At 66.3% G+C, this 21,592-nt stretch carries 17 protein-coding genes; 9 read left to right on the top strand and 8 right to left on the bottom strand.

The window, feature by feature from the left end; translation table 11 throughout:
- Positions 1-21: 21 nt before the first annotated feature.
- From G6P88_RS19490 to G6P88_RS19475, 4 genes are all read left to right on the top strand, one after another.
- Complete coding sequence (locus tag G6P88_RS19490; RefSeq protein ID WP_165324677.1) at positions 22-720, top strand: pirin family protein; 699 nt, start codon at positions 22-24, stop codon at positions 718-720.
- A gap of 93 nt (positions 721-813) precedes the next feature.
- Positions 814-1,734 carry a pirin family protein gene (locus G6P88_RS19485; RefSeq protein ID WP_165324676.1) on the top strand — a complete coding sequence of 307 codons (921 nt, stop codon included), beginning with the start codon at positions 814-816 and terminating at the stop codon, positions 1,732-1,734.
- A 14-nt stretch (positions 1,735-1,748) separates the two neighbouring features.
- Positions 1,749-2,132: an OsmC family protein gene (locus G6P88_RS19480; protein WP_165324675.1), complete on the top strand. Its 384-nt coding sequence runs from the start codon at positions 1,749-1,751 to the stop codon at positions 2,130-2,132.
- Between the two features lie 23 nt (positions 2,133-2,155).
- Complete coding sequence (locus G6P88_RS19475) at positions 2,156-3,403, top strand: bifunctional alpha/beta hydrolase/OsmC family protein (protein WP_165324674.1); 1,248 nt, start codon at positions 2,156-2,158, stop codon at positions 3,401-3,403.
- Between the two features lie 12 nt (positions 3,404-3,415).
- Here G6P88_RS19475 and G6P88_RS19470 read toward each other — a convergent pair whose 3' ends face one another.
- Entirely contained in the window at positions 3,416-4,510 is a 1,095-nt protein-coding gene (locus tag G6P88_RS19470; protein WP_165325311.1) for an LLM class flavin-dependent oxidoreductase, read from the bottom strand.
- A gap of 138 nt (positions 4,511-4,648) precedes the next feature.
- On the opposite strand from G6P88_RS19470, the gene G6P88_RS19465 reads away from it, so the two are divergent.
- From G6P88_RS19465 to G6P88_RS19450, 4 genes are all read left to right on the top strand, one after another.
- Positions 4,649-5,185 carry a helix-turn-helix domain-containing protein gene (locus G6P88_RS19465; RefSeq protein ID WP_165324673.1) on the top strand — a complete coding sequence of 179 codons (537 nt, stop codon included), beginning with the start codon at positions 4,649-4,651 and terminating at the stop codon, positions 5,183-5,185.
- Positions 5,186-5,187: 2 nt separating this feature from the next.
- Complete coding sequence (locus G6P88_RS19460; RefSeq protein ID WP_226946650.1) at positions 5,188-5,745, top strand: hypothetical protein; 558 nt, start codon at positions 5,188-5,190, stop codon at positions 5,743-5,745.
- Complete coding sequence (locus tag G6P88_RS19455) at positions 5,742-7,310, top strand: FAD-dependent oxidoreductase (RefSeq protein ID WP_226946649.1); 1,569 nt, start codon at positions 5,742-5,744, stop codon at positions 7,308-7,310. The genes G6P88_RS19460 and G6P88_RS19455 overlap by 4 nt, the downstream gene beginning before the upstream one ends.
- Before the next feature lie 132 nt (positions 7,311-7,442).
- Positions 7,443-9,875 (top strand): TonB-dependent receptor, encoded by a 2,433-nt coding sequence (locus G6P88_RS19450; RefSeq protein WP_226946648.1) that lies wholly within the window; start codon positions 7,443-7,445, stop codon positions 9,873-9,875.
- Positions 9,876-9,920: 45 nt separating this feature from the next.
- On the opposite strand, the gene G6P88_RS19445 is transcribed toward G6P88_RS19450, so the two are convergent.
- From G6P88_RS19445 to G6P88_RS19420, 6 genes are all read right to left on the bottom strand, one after another.
- The gene (locus G6P88_RS19445; RefSeq protein ID WP_165325307.1) at positions 9,921-10,901 is read right to left on the bottom strand and encodes an NADPH:quinone oxidoreductase family protein; all 981 of its coding nucleotides are present in this window, start codon (positions 10,899-10,901) and stop codon (positions 9,921-9,923) included.
- 11 nt (positions 10,902-10,912) lie between these two features.
- Complete coding sequence (locus G6P88_RS19440; RefSeq protein WP_165324672.1) at positions 10,913-12,145, bottom strand: cytochrome P450; 1,233 nt, start codon at positions 12,143-12,145, stop codon at positions 10,913-10,915.
- A gap of 68 nt (positions 12,146-12,213) precedes the next feature.
- Entirely contained in the window at positions 12,214-14,163 is a 1,950-nt protein-coding gene (locus G6P88_RS19435) for a flavin-containing monooxygenase (RefSeq protein ID WP_226946647.1), read from the bottom strand.
- A 130-nt stretch (positions 14,164-14,293) separates the two neighbouring features.
- On the bottom strand, positions 14,294-15,055 hold the full coding sequence (locus G6P88_RS19430) for an SDR family NAD(P)-dependent oxidoreductase (RefSeq protein ID WP_206335824.1): 762 nt from the start codon (positions 15,053-15,055) through the stop codon (positions 14,294-14,296).
- Positions 15,056-15,075: 20 nt separating this feature from the next.
- Entirely contained in the window at positions 15,076-15,804 is a 729-nt protein-coding gene (locus G6P88_RS19425; RefSeq protein ID WP_165324671.1) for a Crp/Fnr family transcriptional regulator, read from the bottom strand.
- Positions 15,801-16,976 carry an alpha-hydroxy acid oxidase gene (locus G6P88_RS19420; RefSeq protein ID WP_165324670.1) on the bottom strand — a complete coding sequence of 392 codons (1,176 nt, stop codon included), beginning with the start codon at positions 16,974-16,976 and terminating at the stop codon, positions 15,801-15,803. The genes G6P88_RS19425 and G6P88_RS19420 overlap by 4 nt, the downstream gene beginning before the upstream one ends.
- Before the next feature lie 93 nt (positions 16,977-17,069).
- On the opposite strand from G6P88_RS19420, the gene G6P88_RS19415 reads away from it, so the two are divergent.
- Positions 17,070-20,483, top strand: a complete 3,414-nt coding sequence (locus G6P88_RS19415) for an indolepyruvate ferredoxin oxidoreductase family protein (RefSeq protein ID WP_165324669.1) — start codon at positions 17,070-17,072, stop codon at positions 20,481-20,483.
- On the opposite strand, the gene G6P88_RS19410 is transcribed toward G6P88_RS19415, so the two are convergent.
- On the bottom strand, positions 20,484-21,584 hold the full coding sequence (locus G6P88_RS19410; RefSeq protein ID WP_165324668.1) for an LLM class flavin-dependent oxidoreductase: 1,101 nt from the start codon (positions 21,582-21,584) through the stop codon (positions 20,484-20,486).
- Positions 21,585-21,592: the final 8 nt, after the last annotated feature.

The raw sequence follows: 21,592 nt of genomic DNA, 5'->3' as shown, positions 1-21,592 counted from the left end.
CGCAGACATTGGAGACATGACATGATCGATATTCGACCCTTTTCCACCCTCGGCGGCGCCAACCATGGGTGGCTGGACGCCAAGCACCACTTCTCCTTCGCCGGCTATCATGACGAGCAGCGGATGAACTGGGGCGACCTGCGCGTCTGGAACGACGACACCATCGCCCCGCGCACCGGCTTCCCGCCCCATCCGCACCGCGACATGGAAATCATCACCTATGTCCGCGAGGGCGCGATCTCCCACCAGGACAATCTGGGCAATCGCGGCCGGACCGAGGCGGGCGACGTCCAGGTGATGTCGGCCGGCAGCGGCATCCAGCATTCGGAATACAATCTGGAGGATGTCACCACGCGCATCTTCCAGATCTGGATCCAGCCCTCGCAGCGGGGCGGTCAGCCAAGCTGGGGCGCCAAGCCCTTTCCGAAGGGCGACCGGGCGGGCCAGTTCGTGACGCTGGCGAGCGGCATCGCGGGAGATGAGGATAGCCTCCCGATCCGGGCAGATGCCCGGGTGGTCGGCGCCACGCTGCGGGCCGGCGAGACCGCCGAATATCCGCTGAGCGGAGGCCGCTTCGCCTATCTCGTGCCGGCCACCGGCGCGGTCGAGATAGACGGCCAGCGGATCGATGCCCGCGACGGTGCCGCGATCCGCGACATGGAGGTCATCCGGATCACCGCGCTCGAGGACAGCGAGGTCGTGCTCGTCGACGCCGCCTGACGCATCGCCCTTGAACCGGCGGGCCGGGTGGCGGACAACATAGCGTCCGCACCGGCCCGCCTCCCCACCCGACCGAATTGAGGAGTTCCACAGATGAGCATGCGCAGCAGCGAGGTCGACGGCGTCGACATGGTGATCCTGCCCCCGGTCCGCGACCTGGGCGAAGGCTTTCAGGTGCGGCGGGCCCTGCCCTCACCACACCGACGGATGGTCGGCCCCTTCATCTTCTTCGACCAGATGGGTGCTGCGGCCTTCCGCGGCGGCGAAGGGCTGGACGTGCGTCCGCATCCGCATATCGGCCTTGCGACGATCACCTATCTGCTCGACGGCGAGATCATGCATCGGGATTCGGTGGGCAGCGTCCAGCCGATCCGCCCCGGCGAGGTCAACTGGATGACCGCCGGATCGGGCATCGTCCATTCCGAACGCACCCCCGACGCGCTGCGTCCTTCGGGTAGCACGCTGTTCGGCCTGCAGACCTGGGTCGCGCTGCCCACCGACAAGGAAGAGATCGAACCCGCTTTCGCGCATCATAAAGCATCGGAGATTCCGGTGATCGAGGCGGACGGCACGAAGCTGACCCTGATCGTCGGCACCTCGGACGGCCTGCGCTCGCCGGTGAAGGCCTATTCGGACATGGTCTATGCCGACATCGTCCTGATCGATGGTGCCCGCTACCAGCTGAAGGCCGAGCATGTCGAACGGGCGGTGTACGTGGTCGAAGGATCGGTCGAGGTCGCTGGCCAGACCGGTGCCTTCGCCGCCGGCGAGCTTGTCGTCTTCAAGCCCGGCGCGGAGATCGTGCTGAAGGCGAAGGGCCCCGCCCGGCTGATGCTGATCGGCGGCGAGCCCTTCCCCGAGGGACGCAACATCTACTGGAACTTCGTCTCCTCCTCGCGCGACCGGATCGAACAGGCCAAGGAAGACTGGCGCGAGCGTCGCTTCGCCCCCGTGCCCGACGAACAGGAGTTCATTCCCCTGCCCGAAGAGCCCAAGCCGGTCCGCTACCCCTGAACGGAGAAGGTCACATGGCCCATGCAACCGCGACGATAGGCGCTGACCGCTATCGGACCGATATCGTCGCAGGCGGCCACGCCCTGACCGCCGACGAGCCAGCAGCGCTGGGCGGCGGCGATACCGGCCCCGCCCCCTTCGACCTGCTGCTCGCGGCGCTCGGCGCCTGCACGGCGATCACGCTGCGCATGTATGCCGAGAAGAAAGGCTGGCCGCTGGCGTCGCTCGACATCGACCTGACATTGTCGGGCCCGCCCGAAGCACGGCGGATCGCCCGCACGATCCGGCCGGTGGGTCTCGATGCCGCACAGGCCGCGAAGCTGGCCGATATTGCCGAGCGGACCTCGGTCACGCTGACGCTCAAGTCCGGCCTCCCGATCGCCACCACGCTGATTTGAATCCGACCCATAAGGAGAAAAGCATGCCGACCGAGGTCTTCGACTTTCCCGGGACCCGCGCGGCCATCGCGGGCCGCCTGGAAATTCCGGCGGGACCGGTGCGCGGCTGGGCACTCGTTGCGCACTGCTTCACCTGCGGCAAGGATCAACTGGTTGCCGTCCGCATCGCCCGCGCACTCGCGGCGCAGGGCATCGGGACGCTGCGGTTCGATTTCGCCGGCATTGGCGAAAGCGGCGGCTCGCTCGCCGAGGGCAGCTTCGCCGACGACGCCCGCGACATCGTCGCGGCGGCCGAAGCCATGGCAGCAGCCGGCAAGGCCCCGGCGCTGCTGGTTGGACATAGCTTCGGCGGCGCTGCGGCGCTTGCGGCGGCGGGCGACATGCCGTCGATCAGGGCCGTCGCCACGATCGCCGCCCCCTTCGATGTGACGCACGTCCTGCGGCATTTCGGAGAGGAGGCCCTGGCGGCGATCGAGCGGGATGGCAGCGGCGACGTGACGCTCGCGGGCCGCCCCTTCCGCTTCGGCAAACGCTTTCTCGACGATCTGCGGCAACAGGATCAGGGCGCCCGGATCGAGGCCCTGCGCAAGCCGCTGCTGGTTCTCCACGGACCGCTCGACCACGTCGTCGACGTCGAGAATGCGACCGCCATCTTCCTGGCGGCGCGCCACCCCAAAAGCTTCGTGTCGCTCGACAAGGCCGATCATATGCTCAGCGGCGATGGCGAGGCCGAACATGTAGCGGCGATGATCTCGACCTGGGCGGCCCCCTATCTGCCCAAGGTCGAGTTGACGCGCGACGCCGGTGACGCCGATGTGGTCGCGGAGGAGACGCGTGCGGGCCGATTTCAGGTGGCGATCCAGGCCGGCGGTACCAGCTTCCTTGCCGACGAGCCCGAAAGCGTCGGCGGTCTGGGCTCGGGCCCGACTCCCTATGACCTGCTATCGGCCGGCCTCGCTGCCTGTACCACGATGACGCTCAGGCTCTATGCCGACCAGAAAGGCTGGCCGGTCGAGCGCATCCGCACGGCGGTCGGGCATGCCAAGCGCAAGGACGAGCAACCTGCCGATCTCTTCACGCGGCGGATCGAGATCGAGGGGCAGGTCGACAACGAACAGCGCGCGCGGATGCTCGAGATCGCCGATCGCTGCCCGGTCCACCGCACGCTCGAAAGCGCGGCAGCGGTCACGACCAGCGCGGGCGCGCCTCCCGCCGCGACCGACCCGATCGACGCGCATATGGAGGCGGCGGCCCGGCTGGTCGACGGCTGAGCCCCGCGCGGCTCAGCCCGCCCGCACCGGCTGGCGGATGCCACGCGCCTCCAGGATCGGCAGGACAGTATCCCGGAAATAGGGAAACTCCTCGGCGTAATCGACGAAGGACAGCGTAGTGCCGCCGAAGCCGGCGGCATGGAGCGCGATTAGTCCGTCGGCCACCTGCTCGGGCGTGCCGATCAGCGGGAAGCCCCCATGGCCCATGCCCATCCGGTCGCGGATCAGCGCCAGCAGGTCGTGCGGAAAAGACTGAGCATGGGCGAACTGCAGCCGCACCAGATTATCGAGCGCGGGAACGTCGATCGCGTCGCCGGTGAACCAGGCCACATAATCGCGCGCCTCCTGTTCGGTCGGGCGGCACACCACATGGCTGAAGGTCAGCACGTCGACCGGGCTGCCCATGGCGTTCGCCTTCGCCTTGAGCTCCGCCACCTCCTCGCGCGACCGGTCGATGTCGATCGTCGGCGTGAACAGGAAATCGGCGTTGCGGATCGCGAAGTCGCGTCCCTCGCCCGACCCGGCCGCATTGAGGATCGGCGTCCGCCCACCGATGGGGCGGGGATTGCCATAGGTGCCGCTCAGCTTGAAATGCGCGCCGTCCCAGTCGAACGGCCCCTCGCGCTCCCACAGGGCGCGGATGATGTCGAACCATTCCTGCGCATAACCATAGCGGCTGACATGATCTTCCGGCAGCGACAGGCCGAGCGCCCGATATTCGGGCTCGTTCCAGCCGGCGACGATGTTGAGGCCGGCGCGCCCGTTGCTGATCTCGTCGATGGTCGCGATCTGCTTGGCGACGACCACAGGATGATTGGCCGCCGTGTGGATCGTGGCGAACACGGTGATATCGCGCGTGGACGCCAGCAGCGCCGCCGCCCAGGTCATCGTTTCCAGCACGCGACCGTGAAAGTCGGTCTCTCCACCATAGCCGATCCAGCGCGCGATCGGCAGCATGAAGTCGATCCCCGCCTCGTCCAACATCCGCGCGAGTCGCAGATTGTCCGCCCAGTTGCCGGACCAGCGCTCGGGTACCTTGGTGACCGACATACCCCCCGAACAATTGGTTGCGAACGTGCCCAATTTGAAATGGTTGGGCCGCAGCATTCCCCTTTGCATCGTCATTTTCACCCCCGCTTTAACGACAAATCAAGCTTGAAAATTAAGTTAGATATGAAGCCTTGTATAGACGGAGAATCGCAGTTACGTTTTTGGAACTTAAGCCGCAGCTGTTGAGGGGCACGGATGGCGGAAGGTCCTGAACATGAAGAACCGCTCGATCGTCGCTGGCACCTTGCGCGCACGCCGCATGAGGTGAACGTCACCGAGCTGGAGTTCGCGGTGATGCGGGTCGGCGAGGCATTCGCCCGCTGGCAGAGCGAGTGTTTCGCTGCGTCGAGCGGCTTCACGGCGACCGGCAGCGAGAATGCGCTGCTTCACGTCGTACGGCTGCACGAACGGGCGAAACCGCTGAAGGAACTCGCCCGGCTCACCAACCGCGACGATATCCCCAATCTCCAATATGCGCTGCGCAAGCTGGTCAAGCTGGGTCTGGTCAAGCAGACGGGCGGGCGATCGAACGCGGTCTACACCGTCACCGACAAGGGCCGCGAAGTGACCGACCGCTATGCCGCCCTGCGCGCGCAGTTGCTCGTCGAGGTGACGCAGGTCGTCAACGGCATCGACGACCGGCTTCTCCAGGCGACCCAGACGCTCAACATCCTGTCCGGCATCTACGAACAAGGCGCCCGCGTCGTTTCCACCCATCAGCGGGGCGGATGACCATGGCCGGCCCGACCTCTGCTGCGGCGACGCGACGGGCGGTCATCAAGGCGACCGGCGGCCTCGTTCTCGCAGCGATTGCCGGCTCAAACCGCTGGATGACGCCGGCACAGGCGGCGGCGGCCGGTGCCGTCCCCCGAGTCCTGTCCGCGCCCGAGGCGGCGTGGCTCGGCGGACTGGGTGAGGCCATCGCACCGCCCGCGCGGACGGCCGGGCTCGTACCCTATGTCGACCACCATCTCGCCGTGCCGCACGCCGAAAGCCTGTTGGCCCTGCGCTATCTCGACGTGTCGCCACCCTATGCCGATTTCTATCGTCCGGCGCTGGCCTCACTACAGCGCGCCTATGGCCCCGCGCCGGCCCCTGATGATGCTCGATGGTCGGAGATTCTCGGCAAGCTCGGCGGCAATGCAGTGGCCGGATGGGCAGGGCCGCCGCAGGGGCTGTTCCTGTTCGCCGTTCGGCTCGACGCGATCGACATCGCCTATGGCACGCGCGCCGGCTTCCAGCGTCTTGGGGTCGACTATCTGCCCCATATCGAGCCGGAGAGCGACTGGTGAGCGCCGGCGACATCATCGACGTTGCCATCGTCGGCGGCGGCGCGGCGGGCGCACTGCTGGCCGCGACGCTGGCCGAAGCGGGAAGATCGGTCACGATCTTCGAGGCGGGCCCCGACCATGGGGCAGGCGATCTGATCAGCTCGCAGATCTGGTCGCGGCGCCTGCGCTGGGGCGGCCCGCCCGTCGCGACCACCGGCGCGGATCCGGTCGGCCTGGGCTTCAATACGGGCTGGGGCACCGGGGGCGCGGCGCTCCACCATTATGGTACATGGCCGCGCCTGCACGAGGCCGACTTCACCATGCGGTCGGACCATGGTCGGGGGCATGACTGGCCGATCCGCTACGCCGACCTGCGCCCCTTCTACGACGAGCTCCAGAAGGAGGTCGGCATATCGGGCGATGCGGACGCCGAGCGCTGGCGGCCGCCCGGCGATCCCTACCCCATGCCGCCCTTGCTGCCGCTCAAGCAGGGCGAGCTGCTGGCGCGCGCCTTCGCGGCAAGCGGGTTGCGCACGGCGCCCGCTCCGATGGCGATCAATTCGGTCGACTATGGCGGCCGGCCGGCCTGCCAATATGACGGCTGGTGCGACGCCGGCTGTCCGATCATGGCGCTCGCCAATCCGCTGGCGGTCCACCTGCCCCGTGCGCAGGCGGCCGGGGCAAGGCTGATAGCGTCGGCACCCGTCACGCGCGTGCTGACCGACGGAAAAAGCCGCGTCTCGGGCGTCGAATATCTGCAAGACGGACGTCGCCTTGTGCAGCGCGCACGCCTCGTGATCCTTGCCGGATCGGTCGTGGGCAATCCGGCCCTGCTGCTCAACTCGGCCAATGCCGACCATCCCGCCGGCGTGGGCAATGCGACCGATCAGGTCGGCCGAAACGTCATGACGCACGGGCTGATCCAGATCCTCGGCCTGTTTCCGGATGAGACCGAGCCGCACCGCGGGGTAACCGGAGCGCATCTGATCAGCCACGACCGCTATGGGAAGACCGCCACCACCGGCGCCTTCGGCAGTCGCCAGTGGCTTATCGCGCCGTCGATAAAACCCAATGATCTCGCCGGCCTGGGTTCGGCTCGGATGGACCTCAACGGCGCCGATCTCGACCGCTTCATGCGGCGGGCGGTTCGGCACGCGGCCAACATGATCGGCATGTGCGAGGAGGAGCCGCATCCGGACAACCGGGTCGAGCTTGCGGAAGGCCGCAACGCCTGGGGCGTCCGGCCTGCGCGGATGACCCATGCCTTTTCCGCCGACGCCAAGAGGCTCTGGGCAGCGATGCGCGACGAGGGCATCGCGATCTTCAAGGCCGGCGGGGCGACCGAGACCTGGCATACGCCCATGGGCTCGGCGCATCTGGCCGGCGGGACGATCATGGGAACCGACCCGCGCAGTTCGGTGGTCGACTCCACCGGACGGGTCCACGGGATCGACAATCTCTATATCGCCGGCAGCGGAACCTTCCCGACCGAAGGCGGGGTCAATCCGACCTTCACCCTACTGGCGCTCGCGCTTCGCATGGCACGCCATATCCAGGCTGATCGCGGCCCGCTCTTCCGAATCTGATCATCGACCAACGCCGAAGGAGACCGACCACCTCAATTTAGTTCAAACTTAAAATATATAATAAAAACAAGCAGATAATGAGAATATTCCTCCCACGGGATCTGTTGTCTTTTCAATAAAAAGGGGTTTGAAATGAACAGATTACATAGTCGCCTTTCGAGCATCATCGCGCTTGCGCTTCTCGCCAGCCCGGCATCGCTTCTAGCTCAATCCACGCAGGACATGGGCGCCGATCAGTCCGATCTCGGCACGGAGATCGTCGTCACCGCACAGAAGCGCGAACAAAAGCTGCAGGACGTCGGCATCGCCATCACCGCCTATTCGGGCGATCAGCTTCGCACGCTGGGCGTCAGTGACAGCACCAACCTGGCGGCGCTTTCACCGGGTGTGCACATCAGCGGCAACCTCGCAGGCCAGAACACGCAGATCACGATCCGCGGCGTTACCCAGAATGATTTCAACGACATCGTCGAGGCGCCCAACGCCACCTATCTCGACGAGACCTATATCGCCGTCGCCCAGGCGCAGACCTTCGCGGTGTTCGACATCGAGCGGGTCGAGCTGCTGAAGGGTCCGCAAGGCACGCTGTTCGGCCGCAACGCGACCGGCGGCCTCGCCCATTATATCAGCCGCAAGCCGAGCTTCGACGGCATCGAGGGCTTTCTCGACGTCAATTACGGCCTGTACGACTCCCCGAGCACGCCGGGCCAGTTCCGCGCTGAGGGCGCGATCGGCGGCCCGCTGAGCGAGAAGGTCGCGGCACGCGGCGCGTTCGTCTGGAACAAGCGCCAGCCCTATCTGCGCAACGACTATCCGGCGGGCGCCGTCGGCGGTTCGCCCGGTGCGGGCGCAGGCGCCAACATGGGCGACGACGACACGCTCGCCGGCCGCCTGACGCTGCTGATCGAGCCGACCGACCGCACCTCGATCACCATCGCCGCCAATGGCGCCCGGTCTCGGATCGCCACCGGCCCCTATCAACAGAAGCCGACCATCGCGGTGTTCAACGCGGCCGGCGAACTGGTCAATGTCGTCGACGCCGCTGCCAATGAGACACGCGCGGCGATCGCCGCCGACGGATCGGACTTCGGGTCTGATATCGACAATAACGGCGTCTTCGGAGACAGCTTCGGCCGTCCGGTCGCAGGAGGCGACTTCTTCGGCTACAAGGATCCCGACGGATCGGGCTATCGCACGTCGAGCGACTTCGCCTTCAAGAACAGCGGGACGATCGACACCTACGGCATCTATGCCAATATCAAGCAGGAGCTGTCGGACGCCGTCGACCTGACCTCGATCACCGACTATAAGCATTATGAGAAGCTGCTCTTCATCGACGTCGATGCCGGGCCCGGCAACCAGGCCGCCAACTATGCGGGCCTGAACGCGAAAAGCTTCAGCCAGGAGCTCCGCCTGAACGGCAGGTCCTCGACCATCGACTGGGTCGCCGGCCTTTATTATCTCCACATCGACGCCGATTCCGACAACGGGCTCAAATTCCCGGTCGGCAGCGTCGTGCCGGGCGCGCCGTTCGACCTCGCCTCGGATGCCCGCCTCAAAACCGACAGCTATTCGGTGTTCGGTCAGGTCGAATGGCGCTTCGCTCCCAAGCTGACCGCCATCATCGGCGGCAGGCTTATCCGGGAAGAGAAGGATTATCTCTTCTCCCAGAGCCTCTATTTCACCCAGGACTCGCGCAAGATCCACCAGGGCACGCCGGTCCTCATCGGTCCGGTCATCGGCGCCAACGGACCGCAACCCTATGCCGACACGATGGGCAAGACGCTGTGGGCCGGAAAGGTGCAGCTCGAATATCGCCCGATCGATGACCTGCTGCTCTATGCCGGCATCAGCCGCGGCGTGAAGGCGGGCAGCTTCAACGCGCAATTGTCCGGCGGCCTCCCCGTCGCGACCTCGGCCATCCCGTACAAAGCGGAAACGCTGATCAGCTATGAAGGCGGGTTCAAATACACCTTCCCCGACCGCAACACGCGCTTCAACGCGAACGTCTTCTACTATGATTATTCCGACTATCAGGCGTTCCTGTTCACCGGCGTGTCGGGCGTCGTTATCAACGCCGATGCGCGCACCTATGGCGTCGAAGCGGAGTTCTACACCTCGCCCCTGCCCGGTCTCGACCTGTCACTGGCGGGCTCCTGGTTCGACGCCAAGGTCAAGGACGTGCCGTTCCGCGTCGGCGGGCCGATCTCGCGCGACGTGAAGCCCAATTATGCGCCGGAAAAGCAGGTCACGGGCATTGCGCGCTATCAATGGGATGCGTTCGGCGGCAAGCTCGCCATCGGCGGCGATTTCCAATATTCGAGCAGCTATTATTACAATCTGCGCAACTTCGACGCAGACAAGTTCGGGTCCTATTTCGTCCTGAACAGCGGCATCTCCTGGCGCACGATTGACCGCACCTGGGAGTTCCGCTTCGACGTCAAGAACGTCACCGACAAGAGGGTGGGCGTGCAGGGCTTCGATCTGGCCGTGTTCTGCGGCTGCAACGAGGTGTCGTACAAGCCGCCCCGGCTGTTCCAGCTCGGCGCGCGCTACAACTTCTGATCATGTACATTGGCAGGCCGGCGGGGAAACCCGTCGGCCTCGACCTCACATCGTCACCACGATCTTGCCCGGCTTGTCGCGATCGAGCAGCGCGGACAGGGCCTCGCCCGACCGCTCCAGCGGAAAGGCGTGAACGGTAGGGAGCGCGAGCGCGCCAGTCGCGACCTGCGCGAGCAATTCGTTCCAGATCTGCTTCGCCCGCACGATATCGCTCTCGACCAGATGGCGGGCATCCACGCCGATCAGCGCACCGCTCTTGAGCAGCGGCAGGTTCGCCGGCAGGCGCGGTATGTCGCCGCCAGCGAAACCGAGCACGAGGTGCCGGCCGCCCTTCGCCAGCGAGCGGAAGGCAGCCTCGAAGGTCGAACCCCCGACGGTATCGACGACGACCGAGACACCCCTCGGCGGCTGCACCGCACGGAGTGCGTCGCGCCAGTGCTCGGCAAGATAATCGATAGCCGCAGCAGCGCCGCAGTCGAGCGCCGTGCGACGTTTGGCCGCCGTCGAAGCGCCTGCAACGACGATCGCGCCTGCACCCGCCGCTATCCGCACCGCCGCCGAGCCGACGCCGCCCGCCGCCCCCAAGACCAGCACGCCTTCGCCGGCTTTCAGGCCGCCCCGATCGACCAAAGCATAATAAGCGGTGAGATAGTCGAGCATCATGCCGGCCACCCCGGCAGCATCCAGCGCTTCAGGCACCGCAACGGTCCAACCAGCATCCAGCAGCGCATAGTCCGCCGCCCCACCGCCCCGCGCGAGCTGCCACGTGGCCACGCGGTCTCCGACCGCATGGCCCGTCACGTCCGGCCCGACAGCAACGACGCGACCGACGATCTCCGCGCCAGGAACATAAGGCACCGCTGGCTTGAGCTGGTAAAGGCCGCGCGCGATCAGGCCGTCAACATAGCCGAAGCTCACTGCCTCCACCCTGACGAGAAGCTCGCCCGCTCCGGGCTGCGGCACGGGCACTGTTCGCAGCGAAAAGACCTCGGGTCCGTCGAGGCTGTCGCCCGCCAATGCCCGCATGGTCTGCGGGATCACCACGTCGCGTGCAGGCGGAGCAGGCCCCGGAACAGGAAATTGTCGCGCCATTCGGCCGAAGACAGGTCGACTTTCATCGTCGGCAACACAGTCGCCATATGCTCGAAGGCGACCCGCGCCTCGATCCGGGCGAGTTCGGCCCCCACGCAGAAATGGATGCCGCCGCCGAAGGACATATGATCCGCAGCACCTCGCCCGATGTCGAACCGATCGGGATCGGGAAACTTCCGCCCGTCGCGGTTGGCGGCGCCGACCAGCGTCAGCACGCGCTGGCCCTGCGCTACCGGATGGCCGTCGATCACGGTATCGTGCAGCGCCGTGCGATAGGCGGCCACCAGCGAGCTTTCATAGCGCAGCGCTTCCTCATTGGCCGAGGCGGCGAGCGCGGCGGGCGCCTCGACGAGGCGCGCCCATTGATCGGGGTGGCAGTGGAGCCGGTAGAGGCCGTTGCCGATGATGTTCGCCGTCGTCTCGAAGCCGGCGCCGAACAGCGCGATCGCGACCGTCGTCGCCTCGTGCATCGACAGGCCATCGGGCATGGTGCCGGTCTGCGCCAGAGCGGTGAGCAGATCGTCGCGCGGGTGGGCGAGGCGATCCTCGAACTCGGCGAGGAAATAGCGGTCGAGATCGTCCACTGCGCGGTTGGCGGTCGCCAGTTCCGCCTCGGTCAGTTTGCGCGCTTCGAACGCGACGAAGGCCTCCGGGATAGCGGCCATCAGACGGTCCATCGCGGGCGCGCCATAATCGATGCCCATCAGGTCGCAGATGACCATGACCGGCAGCTTATAGGCGAACTGGGTCATCAGGTCGGCACGGCCGTCACCGATGAAGGCGTCGGTCAGTTCGGCGCAGATCTCGCGGATGCGCGGCTCCATCGCCCGCACGCGCTTCGCCGTCAGCGATCCCGTCACCAGGCCCCGGATGCGCGTATGCTGCGGCGGGTCCTGCATGATGAAGACCTCCGACAGCCAGCGATAAGCCGAATTGGCCATCGGGTCGAAGTCGGGGCCGTAGAAGAGCTTGAGGTTGGCGATGAAATCGCCGGTGCCGAAATCCTTCCGGTTCATCAGCACCTCGCGCACATGATCGTAGCGCGAGACCACCCAATAGCCGAATTTCGACCAGTGAAACGGGTCCTTCTCCCGGATCTCCGTGAAGATCGGATAGGGATCGGTGATCAGGTCCGGAATGGACGGATCGAACGGTTCGACGACGGCGACTGCCTCCACATGCTCCTCCTCGGTCATCCTCTCGCGGGCCGGTCGTTGCCGGCCCCGCCCGCCGCGCTTCTGCGCGGTCAGGCAGTCAATTCTTCGCCGGCCGTCGCGCGCGCGCCATCGAGAACCAGATCCTCGACCTTGGCCTTGCGCGTCATCCGCCAGAAGGCATCGTTGCGCCACGGCGTGATCGCGACGACCCGGCCGCGCGAATTGCGATACCAGTTCTCGGTTCCCGGATGGGTCCAGACGAGCTTCTCGTGCGCCGCATCCAGCCGGCTGACATAATCCTGGTAGACGTCCTCGCGCACCTCGACCGCGCTGGCGCCCTTCTCCACCATCGTCTCGATCAGGCTCATCGCATAATGCGCCTGGTTCTCGATGTTGCGGATCATGCTGCCGCCATGGCCCGAACCGACATTCGGGCCCAGCAGAATGAAGAAATTGGGGAAGCCGGGCACCAGCGTGCCGAGATAGGCGGCGGCATTGTCGCCATCCCAATATTCCCGCAGCACGCGGCCTTCGCGCCCGATCACGTCATAGGAGCCGAGCACATTGGCCGCCTGGTAACCGGTGGCGAGGATGAGGACATCGACCTCGACTTCCTTGCCGCCGCTCGCGACCAGGGTCGCCCCCTTCACCTCGGCAAGGCGCTCGGGAATCAGTTCGACATGCGGCTTGAGCAGCGTGCGATACCAGCCATTGTCGAGCAGCATCCGCTTAGCGAAGGGCGGATAGTCGGGCAGGACCATCGATATCAGGTCCTCGCGTCCCTCCAGCTGCTGCCGGACATAGCGGGTGAAAAACTCGCGATGACCGTCGTTGATCGCGTTGACCGCGCGCTCGGGCGCCGGCCAGTTGGGGTCGCGGAACAGCGTACCGTGGACGCGGTCGTTAAAGGTCCAGGACAGGCGCTGCTCGACCCAGCCACGATAGAGCGGGAAGACCTTCATCAGATAGCGCACGCCGTCCGGCACGGGCTTGCGGAACTGCGGGAAAGGCGCGGCCCACTGCTTCGAGCGCGCGAAGATCGTCATCTCGGCGACTTCGTCGGCGATCGCGGGCACGACCTGCATCGCCGAAGCGCCATTGCCGACGACCGCGACACGCTTGCCCTTGAGATCGAGGTCGTCGGGCCACTGACAGGTGTGCACCACCCGTCCGGTAAAGCTGTCCAGCCCCTTGATCTCGGGGATCAGCGGCATGTTGAGGATGCCCACCGCACTCAGGACGATATCGGCGAAATGCTCCTGCTCGACGCCATCGGGCCCGCGCACGACGACCCGCCAGCGGTTCGCGTCGGCTTGCCACTCCGCCTTCTCGACAATGGTCGAAAAGCTGACATTCTCATAGAGATTGAACGACTGGGCCGTATCGAGCAGATAGCGCTCGATCTCTTCCTGGAGCGGAAAATATTTGCTCCAGTCGTTCGGGCGACAGGCGAAGGTGTAGGTGAGGTTGGGCGTGTCGACGCCACAACCCGGATAGCGGTTTTCCCACCAGGTACCGCCGAACTCGGCGTTCTTCTCAAAGATGCGATAGGCAATGCCGCGCTGCTGCAACTGCATCGCGGCTGCCATGCCCGAAATGCCGCCGCCGATGATGATCGCCTGCAACGGGCGCGCCGCTGCGACCGGTGAAGGCGCCGGATCGAACCCCAGCGACGAGGCGACGACATCGCCATATTCAGCGGGCACTTCCTCGGTCATGGCAACGCTCAGCATGCGCGCGAGATCGGCATTGGCCGGACGTGCGACCGCCAGCGGCTTGCCGTCCACCCAGGCCGAGATAGCGGCGAAGGCGGCATCGCGGATCTCGCGCTGCACCTCGTCCGAAAGGCCGCCACTGTCATTGTCGTCCAGACCCTTGCCGCGATTGGGGGCATAGGGCTTGGCCAGCCACTTCTCGTCACCGGTCAACTGGACGAGGCACATGAGAAGTGCCGGGATATTGGCTTCGTCGACGCCGCGGCGGAGCAGATCGCGATCAACAATGTCGGAGGAAATCGGGCGTGCGGTGCTGATGCTCAACGTCTTGTCTCCATGCCCGCGAACAAGCGCGGGATCCAAGAAATCCGCCCCCTCCAGCGGAACTATACCAGTGATAATATATATCTACCGGTCGGTATCCCAAGTCAATCGCCTTCAGCGCGGACACGCCTTACAAGCCGCTTATGCTGTGCCCACCATCGACGACGATTACCGAGCCGGTCATGTAGCGCGAGGCCTCCGACGCTAGCAGCAGCATCGGCCCATCCAAATCAGCGAATTCGCCGAGCCGCCCTTGCGGAATGCGGGCCATCATCGTCTGGCCCGCCGGCGACTCCCAGAAGCCGGCGGTGATCTCGGTCGGGAAGGACCCCGGCGCGATGGCGTTGACCCTGATGCCGGCCGGCGCCAGTTCGAGCGCCAGCGTCTTGGTCAGCTGGATCACCCCCGCCTTGGACACATGATAGGGAAGCAGGCCGACGCCCTGGCGCAGGCCCGTGATCGACGCGATGTTGACGATCGCCCCCGCTTTCCCCTCCGCCTTGCGCGCGCGGGCAAAGGCCTGGGACAGGAAGAAGAGCCCCTTGAGATTGGTGTCGAAGGCGATGTCCCAGTCGGCCTCCCGAACCTTGAGCGCCATGGCAGCACGCGACGCGCCGGCATTGTTAACGAGAATGTCGACCTCCCCGAGATCGGCTTCGAGGCTGGCAATCGCGTCGATATCGGTGAGGTCGACGACGACGCAGCGACATGCCCCACCCGCCGCCTCGATCTCCTGGCGGACATCTTCGAGCCGGTCACCGCGCCGCGCCGCGATCACAAGTCGTGCGCCGGCTGCCGCGAGCAGCTTTGCGAAGTGGCGCCCCAGCCCCGCCGACGCGCCCGTCACGAAGGCGGTTCGTCCCGCCAGAGGCCGTTCGCCGAACATCGCCATCTCCATCCCGTCCTTCTCCCTCAATGCTTCGGCGCGTCGTCATCGGAGGCATCGAAACGCCGGAGCTTCCAGCCCTGGGCCGCGATCCGCCGCATCGCTGGCAGATCGGTCACGATCAGCGCATTGCCGCGCGTCGTGACGAGCCCCTCCCGCTTGAAATCGCGCAGCACCCGGTTGACCGACTGGCGTGTTCCGCCGACCATCAGCGCCAGTTCCCCCTGGTTGATCGATCGGGAGAAAGCGTGCCCGCCCGCGACCGGCACGCCGAACATGTCGATCGCATCGACGATCCGCTGGGCGAGCCGACAGGACAGTTCGTCGAAGGCGAAGCCCGCGAAATAGTCGCTCAGCAGCCGCATATGTCGCGACAGCAGGCGGAGCAGCGCATCGTTCAGCGAAGGATGGACCCGACGAAGCTCGTCGAGCGTCCTGCGCGACCAGACTTCGAGTTCGACATCCTCATAGGCCTCGGCAGTCTGCGGCCGGGGCTCGTCGTCGACGATCGTGCTGGTGCCGAAACTGTCGCCCGGCTGGAACAGTTGATAGAGCAGTTCGCGCCCGTCGCGCTGCATCACCGACAGGCGCACGACCCCGCTGACGATCCGGAACATCTCGTCGCCGGCATCGCCCTGTGCGTAGATCGTCGCGCCGGCCTGCAGACGGCGAACCCGCGCGGCCGCCGCCAGCGCCGCGCGCGCCTCCGCACTCAGCCACTGGGTAAAGTCGAAGGTTGCACGCCCGGCGGTCATTGAACCGACGCAAGCAGGCTGCGGTTGAACTCCGCGCACGACGATATGCCGGCGAGGATCATCGTCCGCTCCAGCTCTTCACGCAGTATATCGATCGCCGTCGTCACGCCGCGCTCGCCATCGGCGGCGAGGCCGTAGAGATAGGCGCGCCCAATCGAACAGGCTTGCGCCCCCGCCGCAAGGGCCTTGGCGACATGCGCGCCGCGCCGGACGCCTCCATCGCAAATGATCGTGCCCCGCCCGCCGATTACATCGGCAATCGCGCTGATAGCGTCGAACGGCGCTACCGCAGTCTCCAGTTGCCGTCCGCCATGGTTCGAGACCATGATGGTATCCACCCCGCTGTCGAGCGCCGCCGTCGCATCCTCGGGGCGGATGATCCCCTTCACCGCCAGCGGACCACCCCATTTCGAGGCAAGCCATTCCAGGTCACGCCAGGTCAACGAGCGATCGAACTGCCCGTTGACATAGGCAGCCAGCGAAACCGGCTTGTCGGTCATTGTCGCGACGCGGTGGGCGACGTTGACGAAGTCGAACTTGCGCCCGAACAGCGCAGGCAGCGACCAGCGCGGCTTGGCCGCAAAGCTCAGGAAGCTTCTGGGCGTCAACTTCGGCGGAAGCGCCAGCCCATTGACGATGTCGCGCTCGCGCTTGCCCGCGACGAGCGTGTCGACTGTCAGGACGAGGCCGTCATAGCCAGCTGCCTTGGCCCGCGCGATGAACTCCTCGGTGAGGCCCCGGTCGCGGAAGATATAGATCTGGAACAGGCGTGGCGCCCCCGCAGGATCGGCGAGTTCCTCGATCGTCATCGTTCCCAGGGTCGACAGGCAATAGGGCAGCCCGACCGTATCGGCGGCGCGCGCCACGGCCTGTTCCGCTTCGGGATGGAACAGCCGGGTCAAACCGGTCGGCGCAAGCATCAGCGGCAAGGGAATGCGTCGGCCGAACAATGTGGTGCTCGTATCGAGCGTCGAGACGTCGACCATCATCCGCGGCGACAGCCTGGCGCGATCGAACGCAGCGACCGACTCGCGCAGCGCAATCTCATCCTCCGCGCCGCCATCGATATAATCGAAGATCGGACCGGGCAGGCGTCGCAATGCCCGCCGCCGCAACGCTGCGATATTATGATCCTGCGCCAGCTTGGCTTCCTTCCTTTCCGCCAGGACCATAGAAGGCCACCCCTTCCATGACTGTCGCATATGCGACAATCTTACGGCCGTTAAGCTGATACTACCTGCCAGCATCGATGGGAGTGGTTTGCGATGATCGGCCTGGACGACAAATGGGACGTGCGCAGCGGTCGCATCCTCGTCAGCGGAACGCAGGCGATCGGTCGCGTCCTTCTCAGCCAGGCCTGGCTCGACCGCCGCGACGGGCTGCGCACCGCCGGCTACGTCTCGGGCTATCGCGGCTCGCCGCTCGGCAATGTCGACAATATGCTGTGGTCGATCGGCGAGCGGCTCGAGGCCGTCGACATCCGTTTCCAGCCGGGGGTGAACGAGGACCTGGCCGCAACGGCCGTGGCGGGCACACAGCAGATCGATCAGATACCAGGCGCCCGGTTCGAGGGGGTCTTCGGGGCCTGGTACGGCAAGGGACCGGGCGTCGACCGCTCGCTCGATGCCATCCGCCACGGCAACTACGCCGGCGCCCACGCCAGGGGCGGGGTCGTGCTCTTCTATGGCGACGACCATGCCGGCAAGTCGTCGACCGTCGCCTTCCAGAGCGAACAGTCGATGGCGGCGTGCCTCGTGCCCGTCCTTTATCCGGCTCATGCCGGCGAAATCGAGAGCCTCGGCCTGCACGCCATCGCCCTGTCGCGCCACAGCGGTTCCTGGGTCGCGGTAAAATGCGTCAACGAGGTGGTCGAGCAGACTGCGACGGTCGACGTGGACCTGCCGGCCTTCCGCCCGGTCCTGCCGGCGATCGACACCCCACCGCCCGAGGGGCTGCATGCGGGGCGCCGCCCCTTCAACCCGCTGCGCGCCGAGCAGATCGTGGTCGAACACCGGCTGCCAGCGGTCCTGTCCTATGTCCGCGCGAACCGCCTGGATCGGCCGGTCTTCCGTGCGAAACGCCCGCGGCTCGCCATCGCTGCGGCCGGCAAAAGCTTCGCCGATGTCCGCCAGGCGCTCGACCTGCTCGGCCTCGACGATGAGGCCGCCGCTGCCGCCGGGCTGTCGCTGTACAAAATCGGCTGCATCTGGCCGCTCGACGGGGAGAGCCTTGCCGCCTTCGCCGAGGGTCATGATGCGCTCCTGATCGTCGAAGAAAAGAAGAGCTTCGTCGAGCAGCAGGTGGCGAGCGCCTTGGTCAATCGCGACAGGACGCCGAAACTCCTCGGCAAGCGCGACGAACAGGGCCGGCCCCTCTTCTCCCCGACGCTGCCGCTCGACCCCGCCGACATCGCACGGGCGATCGCTCGACTGGCCGAGCTCGCCGACACGCCCGCCCCGCCGGCGGCGGCACCCGCCGCCAATGCCGATCTGCGCCGCAGCCCCTATTTCTGCTCGGGCTGTCCCCACAGCCGGTCGACCCGCATCCCCGAGGGCAGCCTGAGCATGACGGGGATCGGCTGCCACACCATGGCCAATTTCGTCCGGCCCGACGAGGCGCTGCTCCCCACCCAGATGGGCGGCGAAGGCAGCAACTGGCTCGGGCTCGCCCCCTTCACCGATACACCGCACATGTTCCAGAATATGGGCGACGGCACCTATTATCATTCGGGCCTGCTGGCGATCCGCGCCGCCGTCGCCTCGGGTGCCAACATCACCTACAAGATTCTCTACAACGATGCCGTGGCGATGACCGGTGGCCAGCCGGTCGACGGCCCCCTTTCCGTCGCAGAGATCGCGCAGCAGGTGCGGGCCGAGGGCGTGACCGAGATCGTCATCCTCAGCGACAATCCCGATCATCACCGCGCCGATAGGGGCTTTCCGCCGCATGTGACGATCGGTCAACGCGACGAGCTCGACGCCGTTCAGCGCAGCCTGCGCGAGCATGTGGGCTGCTCGGTCCTGATCTACGAGCAGACCTGTGCCGCCGAAAAACGCCGCCGCCGCAAGCGCGGGACGATGGCCGATCCGGCCAAGCGCATGTTCATCGCACCCGAGGTTTGCGAGGGCTGCGGCGACTGTTCGGTCCAGTCGACCTGCGTCAGCATCGTGCCGCGCGAGACCGTACTCGGCACCAAGCGGGCGATCGACCAGTCGAGCTGCAACAAGGACTATAGCTGCAACGACGGCTTCTGCCCGTCCTTCGTCACCGTCAAGGGCGCGGGGCCGCGCAAGCCGGCCGCCATGGCGCTGGGCGAAGAGCTGTTCGCCGACATGCCGACGCCACCCGTTCGATCGGGTCCGAGTGGCATGATGATCGCCGGCATCGGCGGCACCGGGGTGATCACCGTCGGCGCGGTGCTGGCGATGGCCGCCCATGTCGAGGGACGCGCAGCCTCTGCCTTCGACATGACCGGCCTGGCCCAGAAGAACGGCGCGGTATTCAGCCATCTGCGCTTCGCCGACGATCCCGCCGGCCTGCACAGCCAGCGGCTCGGCGAAGGCGAAGCCGACCTGCTGCTCGCCTTCGATCTTGTCGCCGGGCTTTCGGCGGAAGCAGCACGCAGCCTGCAACAGGGCCGCACGCGTGCTTTGGCCAATGCGAGCATCGTGCCGACGGTGGCCTTCCAGTTCCAGCGCGACTTCCGGCTGGAACCCGAAATCCTGCTGGCCCGTCTGCGCAAGCAACTCGGCGACGACGCCGTCGATCCCTTCGACGCGAACGGCATGGCGGTCGGGCTGATGGGCGACAGCATCGCCGCCAACATGATGATGGTCGGGCGCGCGGCGCAGGCCGGCCTGCTGCCCGTCGGGGTCGAAGCCATCGAGGCCGCGATCCGGCTCAACGGGGTGGCGGTATCACTCAACCTCACAGCGTTCCGACTTGGCCGGCTATCGGTCCATGCGCCCGATCGGCTTCCCTCGACTGCCGTCCAGGACATGCCGACGCCGCCCGAAATGCTCGACGCGATCGTCGATCTCCACGCGGCAAGGCTCACCGCCTATCAGGACGACCGGCTCGCAGCGCGCTATCGCAATTTCGTGACCCGCGTGGCCGCGATCGAGAGCGAGAAGACGCCGGGATCGGATCGTCTTGCCCGGATCGCCGCGCAACAGTTCGGGCGCCTGCTGGCGATCAAGGACGAATATGAGGTTGCTCGTCTGCTCAGCGATCCTGCCCTTCTCGAAGAGCTCCGCCGGGGGTTCGCCGATGGCGCGTCGCTCAGCTTCAACCTCGCCCCGCCGCTGCTCAGCCGCCCCGGCCCGAATGGCCGGCCGCGCAAGCGGGAGATTTCGGCGCGCATCGCCCTGCCCCTGTTTAGCCTGCTAAAGCGCCTGCGTTTTCTACGCGGCACGCCGCTCGACATCTTCGGCTGGACCGCAGAGCGCCGCGCGGAGCGGCAGTTGGTCGCGGACTATGAAGCGCTGGTCGAGCGGGTTATCGCGGCGCTGACTCCGGCGCGCGCCGATGCCGCAGCCGAGTTGCTGTCGCTGGTTTCGGAAGTCCGCGGGTTCGGACCGGTCAAGCTGGCGGCCATGGCGCGCTATGCCGAGAAGCTCGCCGCAGCCGAAGCGGCTTATGGTCAGCGGACCGAGAGGCCAGCGCTGGCCACCGCCTGATCAGGTGCGAACGCCGGCCTTCCGCAGGCGCGGCAGCACGTCGCGCTCGACCCGGTGCATGCCATCGATCGCGTCGACGAAGCTCATGATCACCCCGTCGAGCCCGGCGCGCGACAAGGCGAGCAGGCGGTCTGCAACGCTGCCGGGCGAACCGATCAGGGGGAAGCCCGAGCCGAGCACGGCGTTGCGGCGAAGAAAGGCCATCTGTTCGCTGCCCTCGGCGACCTTGTTCTCGCGCGCCAGGGTGCCCACGAAGCTGTCGATCGCGGCCTGGTCGGCGCAGGCCTCGGTATAATGTCTATACAATAAATCGGCATCGCCATCGCTGTCGCGCAGGATGGTCGGCGCATTGGTCCAGACCTGGATATCCTTGCCGAACCGATCGCGCGCCAGTGCCTTATACTGGCCGATCTGCTCGCCCCAGGCCGCTTCGTCGGCACCGAACAGGCCGATCAGCCCGATGTCGCTGTTGGCGGCCGCGAAGCGCATGCCCGTCGGCGAGAAACCCGCATTCATGATCGGCACCGCGCCCCGCACCGGCTGCGGCCGCGACAGCGCCCGCTTCATCGCGAAATGCGCGCTTTCCACGTCGAACTCGGCATCGGCCGACCAGAGCCGACGGACGATGTCGAGCCATTCGGCGAGATAGACATAGCGATCGTCATGGTCGAGCAGGTCGATCCCGAACATATCGAACTCGCGCCGGTTCCAGCCGCCGACGACATTCATGGCGAAGCGGCCGCGCGAGATATGATCGACCGTCGCCGCTTGCTTGGCGACGATCAGCGGGTGGACGGTCGGCGCATGTGTCGTGGCGAACACGCCGATCCGGCGGGTGGCCTGCGCGATCCCGGCGGCGAAGGTGAAGGGCTCGAACACGGCGTTTGACGGGTGGTCGAAGGCGTCGTCGACATAGCCCTTCCAGCGCGCGATCGGGACGAACGCCTCGAGCCCCGCATCGTCGGCCATCCTCGCCAGCCTGACGCAGGCTTCCCAGTCGCCTGCGAACAGATCGGGCGCCGTGGTGAGCGCCGACATGGTGTTCATGCAGAACAGGCCGAGCTTCAGCCGGTTGGGCCCGAACACGGGGTGGATGCTCATGCTGTCGT

The organism is Rhizorhabdus phycosphaerae (assembly GCF_011044255.1).
Lineage (GTDB): Bacteria > Pseudomonadota > Alphaproteobacteria > Sphingomonadales > Sphingomonadaceae > Rhizorhabdus > Rhizorhabdus phycosphaerae.
This window is presented reverse-complemented; position numbering and strand designations above follow the sequence as displayed.

Coding starts and splice junctions, on each gene's coding strand:
- G6P88_RS19480 (WP_165324675.1), top strand. CDS start 1,749: ATGGCCCATGCAACCGCGACGATAGGCGCTGACCGCTATCGGACCGAT.
- G6P88_RS19420 (WP_165324670.1), bottom strand. CDS start 16,976: ATGGTCCTGGCGGAAAGGAAGGAAGCCAAGCTGGCGCAGGATCATAAT.
- G6P88_RS19470 (WP_165325311.1), bottom strand. CDS start 4,510: ATGCTGCGGCCCAACCATTTCAAATTGGGCACGTTCGCAACCAATTGT.
- G6P88_RS19490 (WP_165324677.1), top strand. CDS start 22: ATGATCGATATTCGACCCTTTTCCACCCTCGGCGGCGCCAACCATGGG.
- G6P88_RS19425 (WP_165324671.1), bottom strand. CDS start 15,804: ATGACCGCCGGGCGTGCAACCTTCGACTTTACCCAGTGGCTGAGTGCG.
- G6P88_RS19415 (WP_165324669.1), top strand. CDS start 17,070: ATGATCGGCCTGGACGACAAATGGGACGTGCGCAGCGGTCGCATCCTC.
- G6P88_RS19450 (WP_226946648.1), top strand. CDS start 7,443: ATGAACAGATTACATAGTCGCCTTTCGAGCATCATCGCGCTTGCGCTT.
- G6P88_RS19465 (WP_165324673.1), top strand. CDS start 4,649: ATGGCGGAAGGTCCTGAACATGAAGAACCGCTCGATCGTCGCTGGCAC.
- G6P88_RS19445 (WP_165325307.1), bottom strand. CDS start 10,901: ATGCGGGCATTGGCGGGCGACAGCCTCGACGGACCCGAGGTCTTTTCG.
- G6P88_RS19410 (WP_165324668.1), bottom strand. CDS start 21,584: ATGAGCATCCACCCCGTGTTCGGGCCCAACCGGCTGAAGCTCGGCCTG.
- G6P88_RS19460 (WP_226946650.1), top strand. CDS start 5,188: ATGGCCGGCCCGACCTCTGCTGCGGCGACGCGACGGGCGGTCATCAAG.
- G6P88_RS19485 (WP_165324676.1), top strand. CDS start 814: ATGAGCATGCGCAGCAGCGAGGTCGACGGCGTCGACATGGTGATCCTG.
- G6P88_RS19475 (WP_165324674.1), top strand. CDS start 2,156: ATGCCGACCGAGGTCTTCGACTTTCCCGGGACCCGCGCGGCCATCGCG.
- G6P88_RS19430 (WP_206335824.1), bottom strand. CDS start 15,055: ATGGCGATGTTCGGCGAACGGCCTCTGGCGGGACGAACCGCCTTCGTG.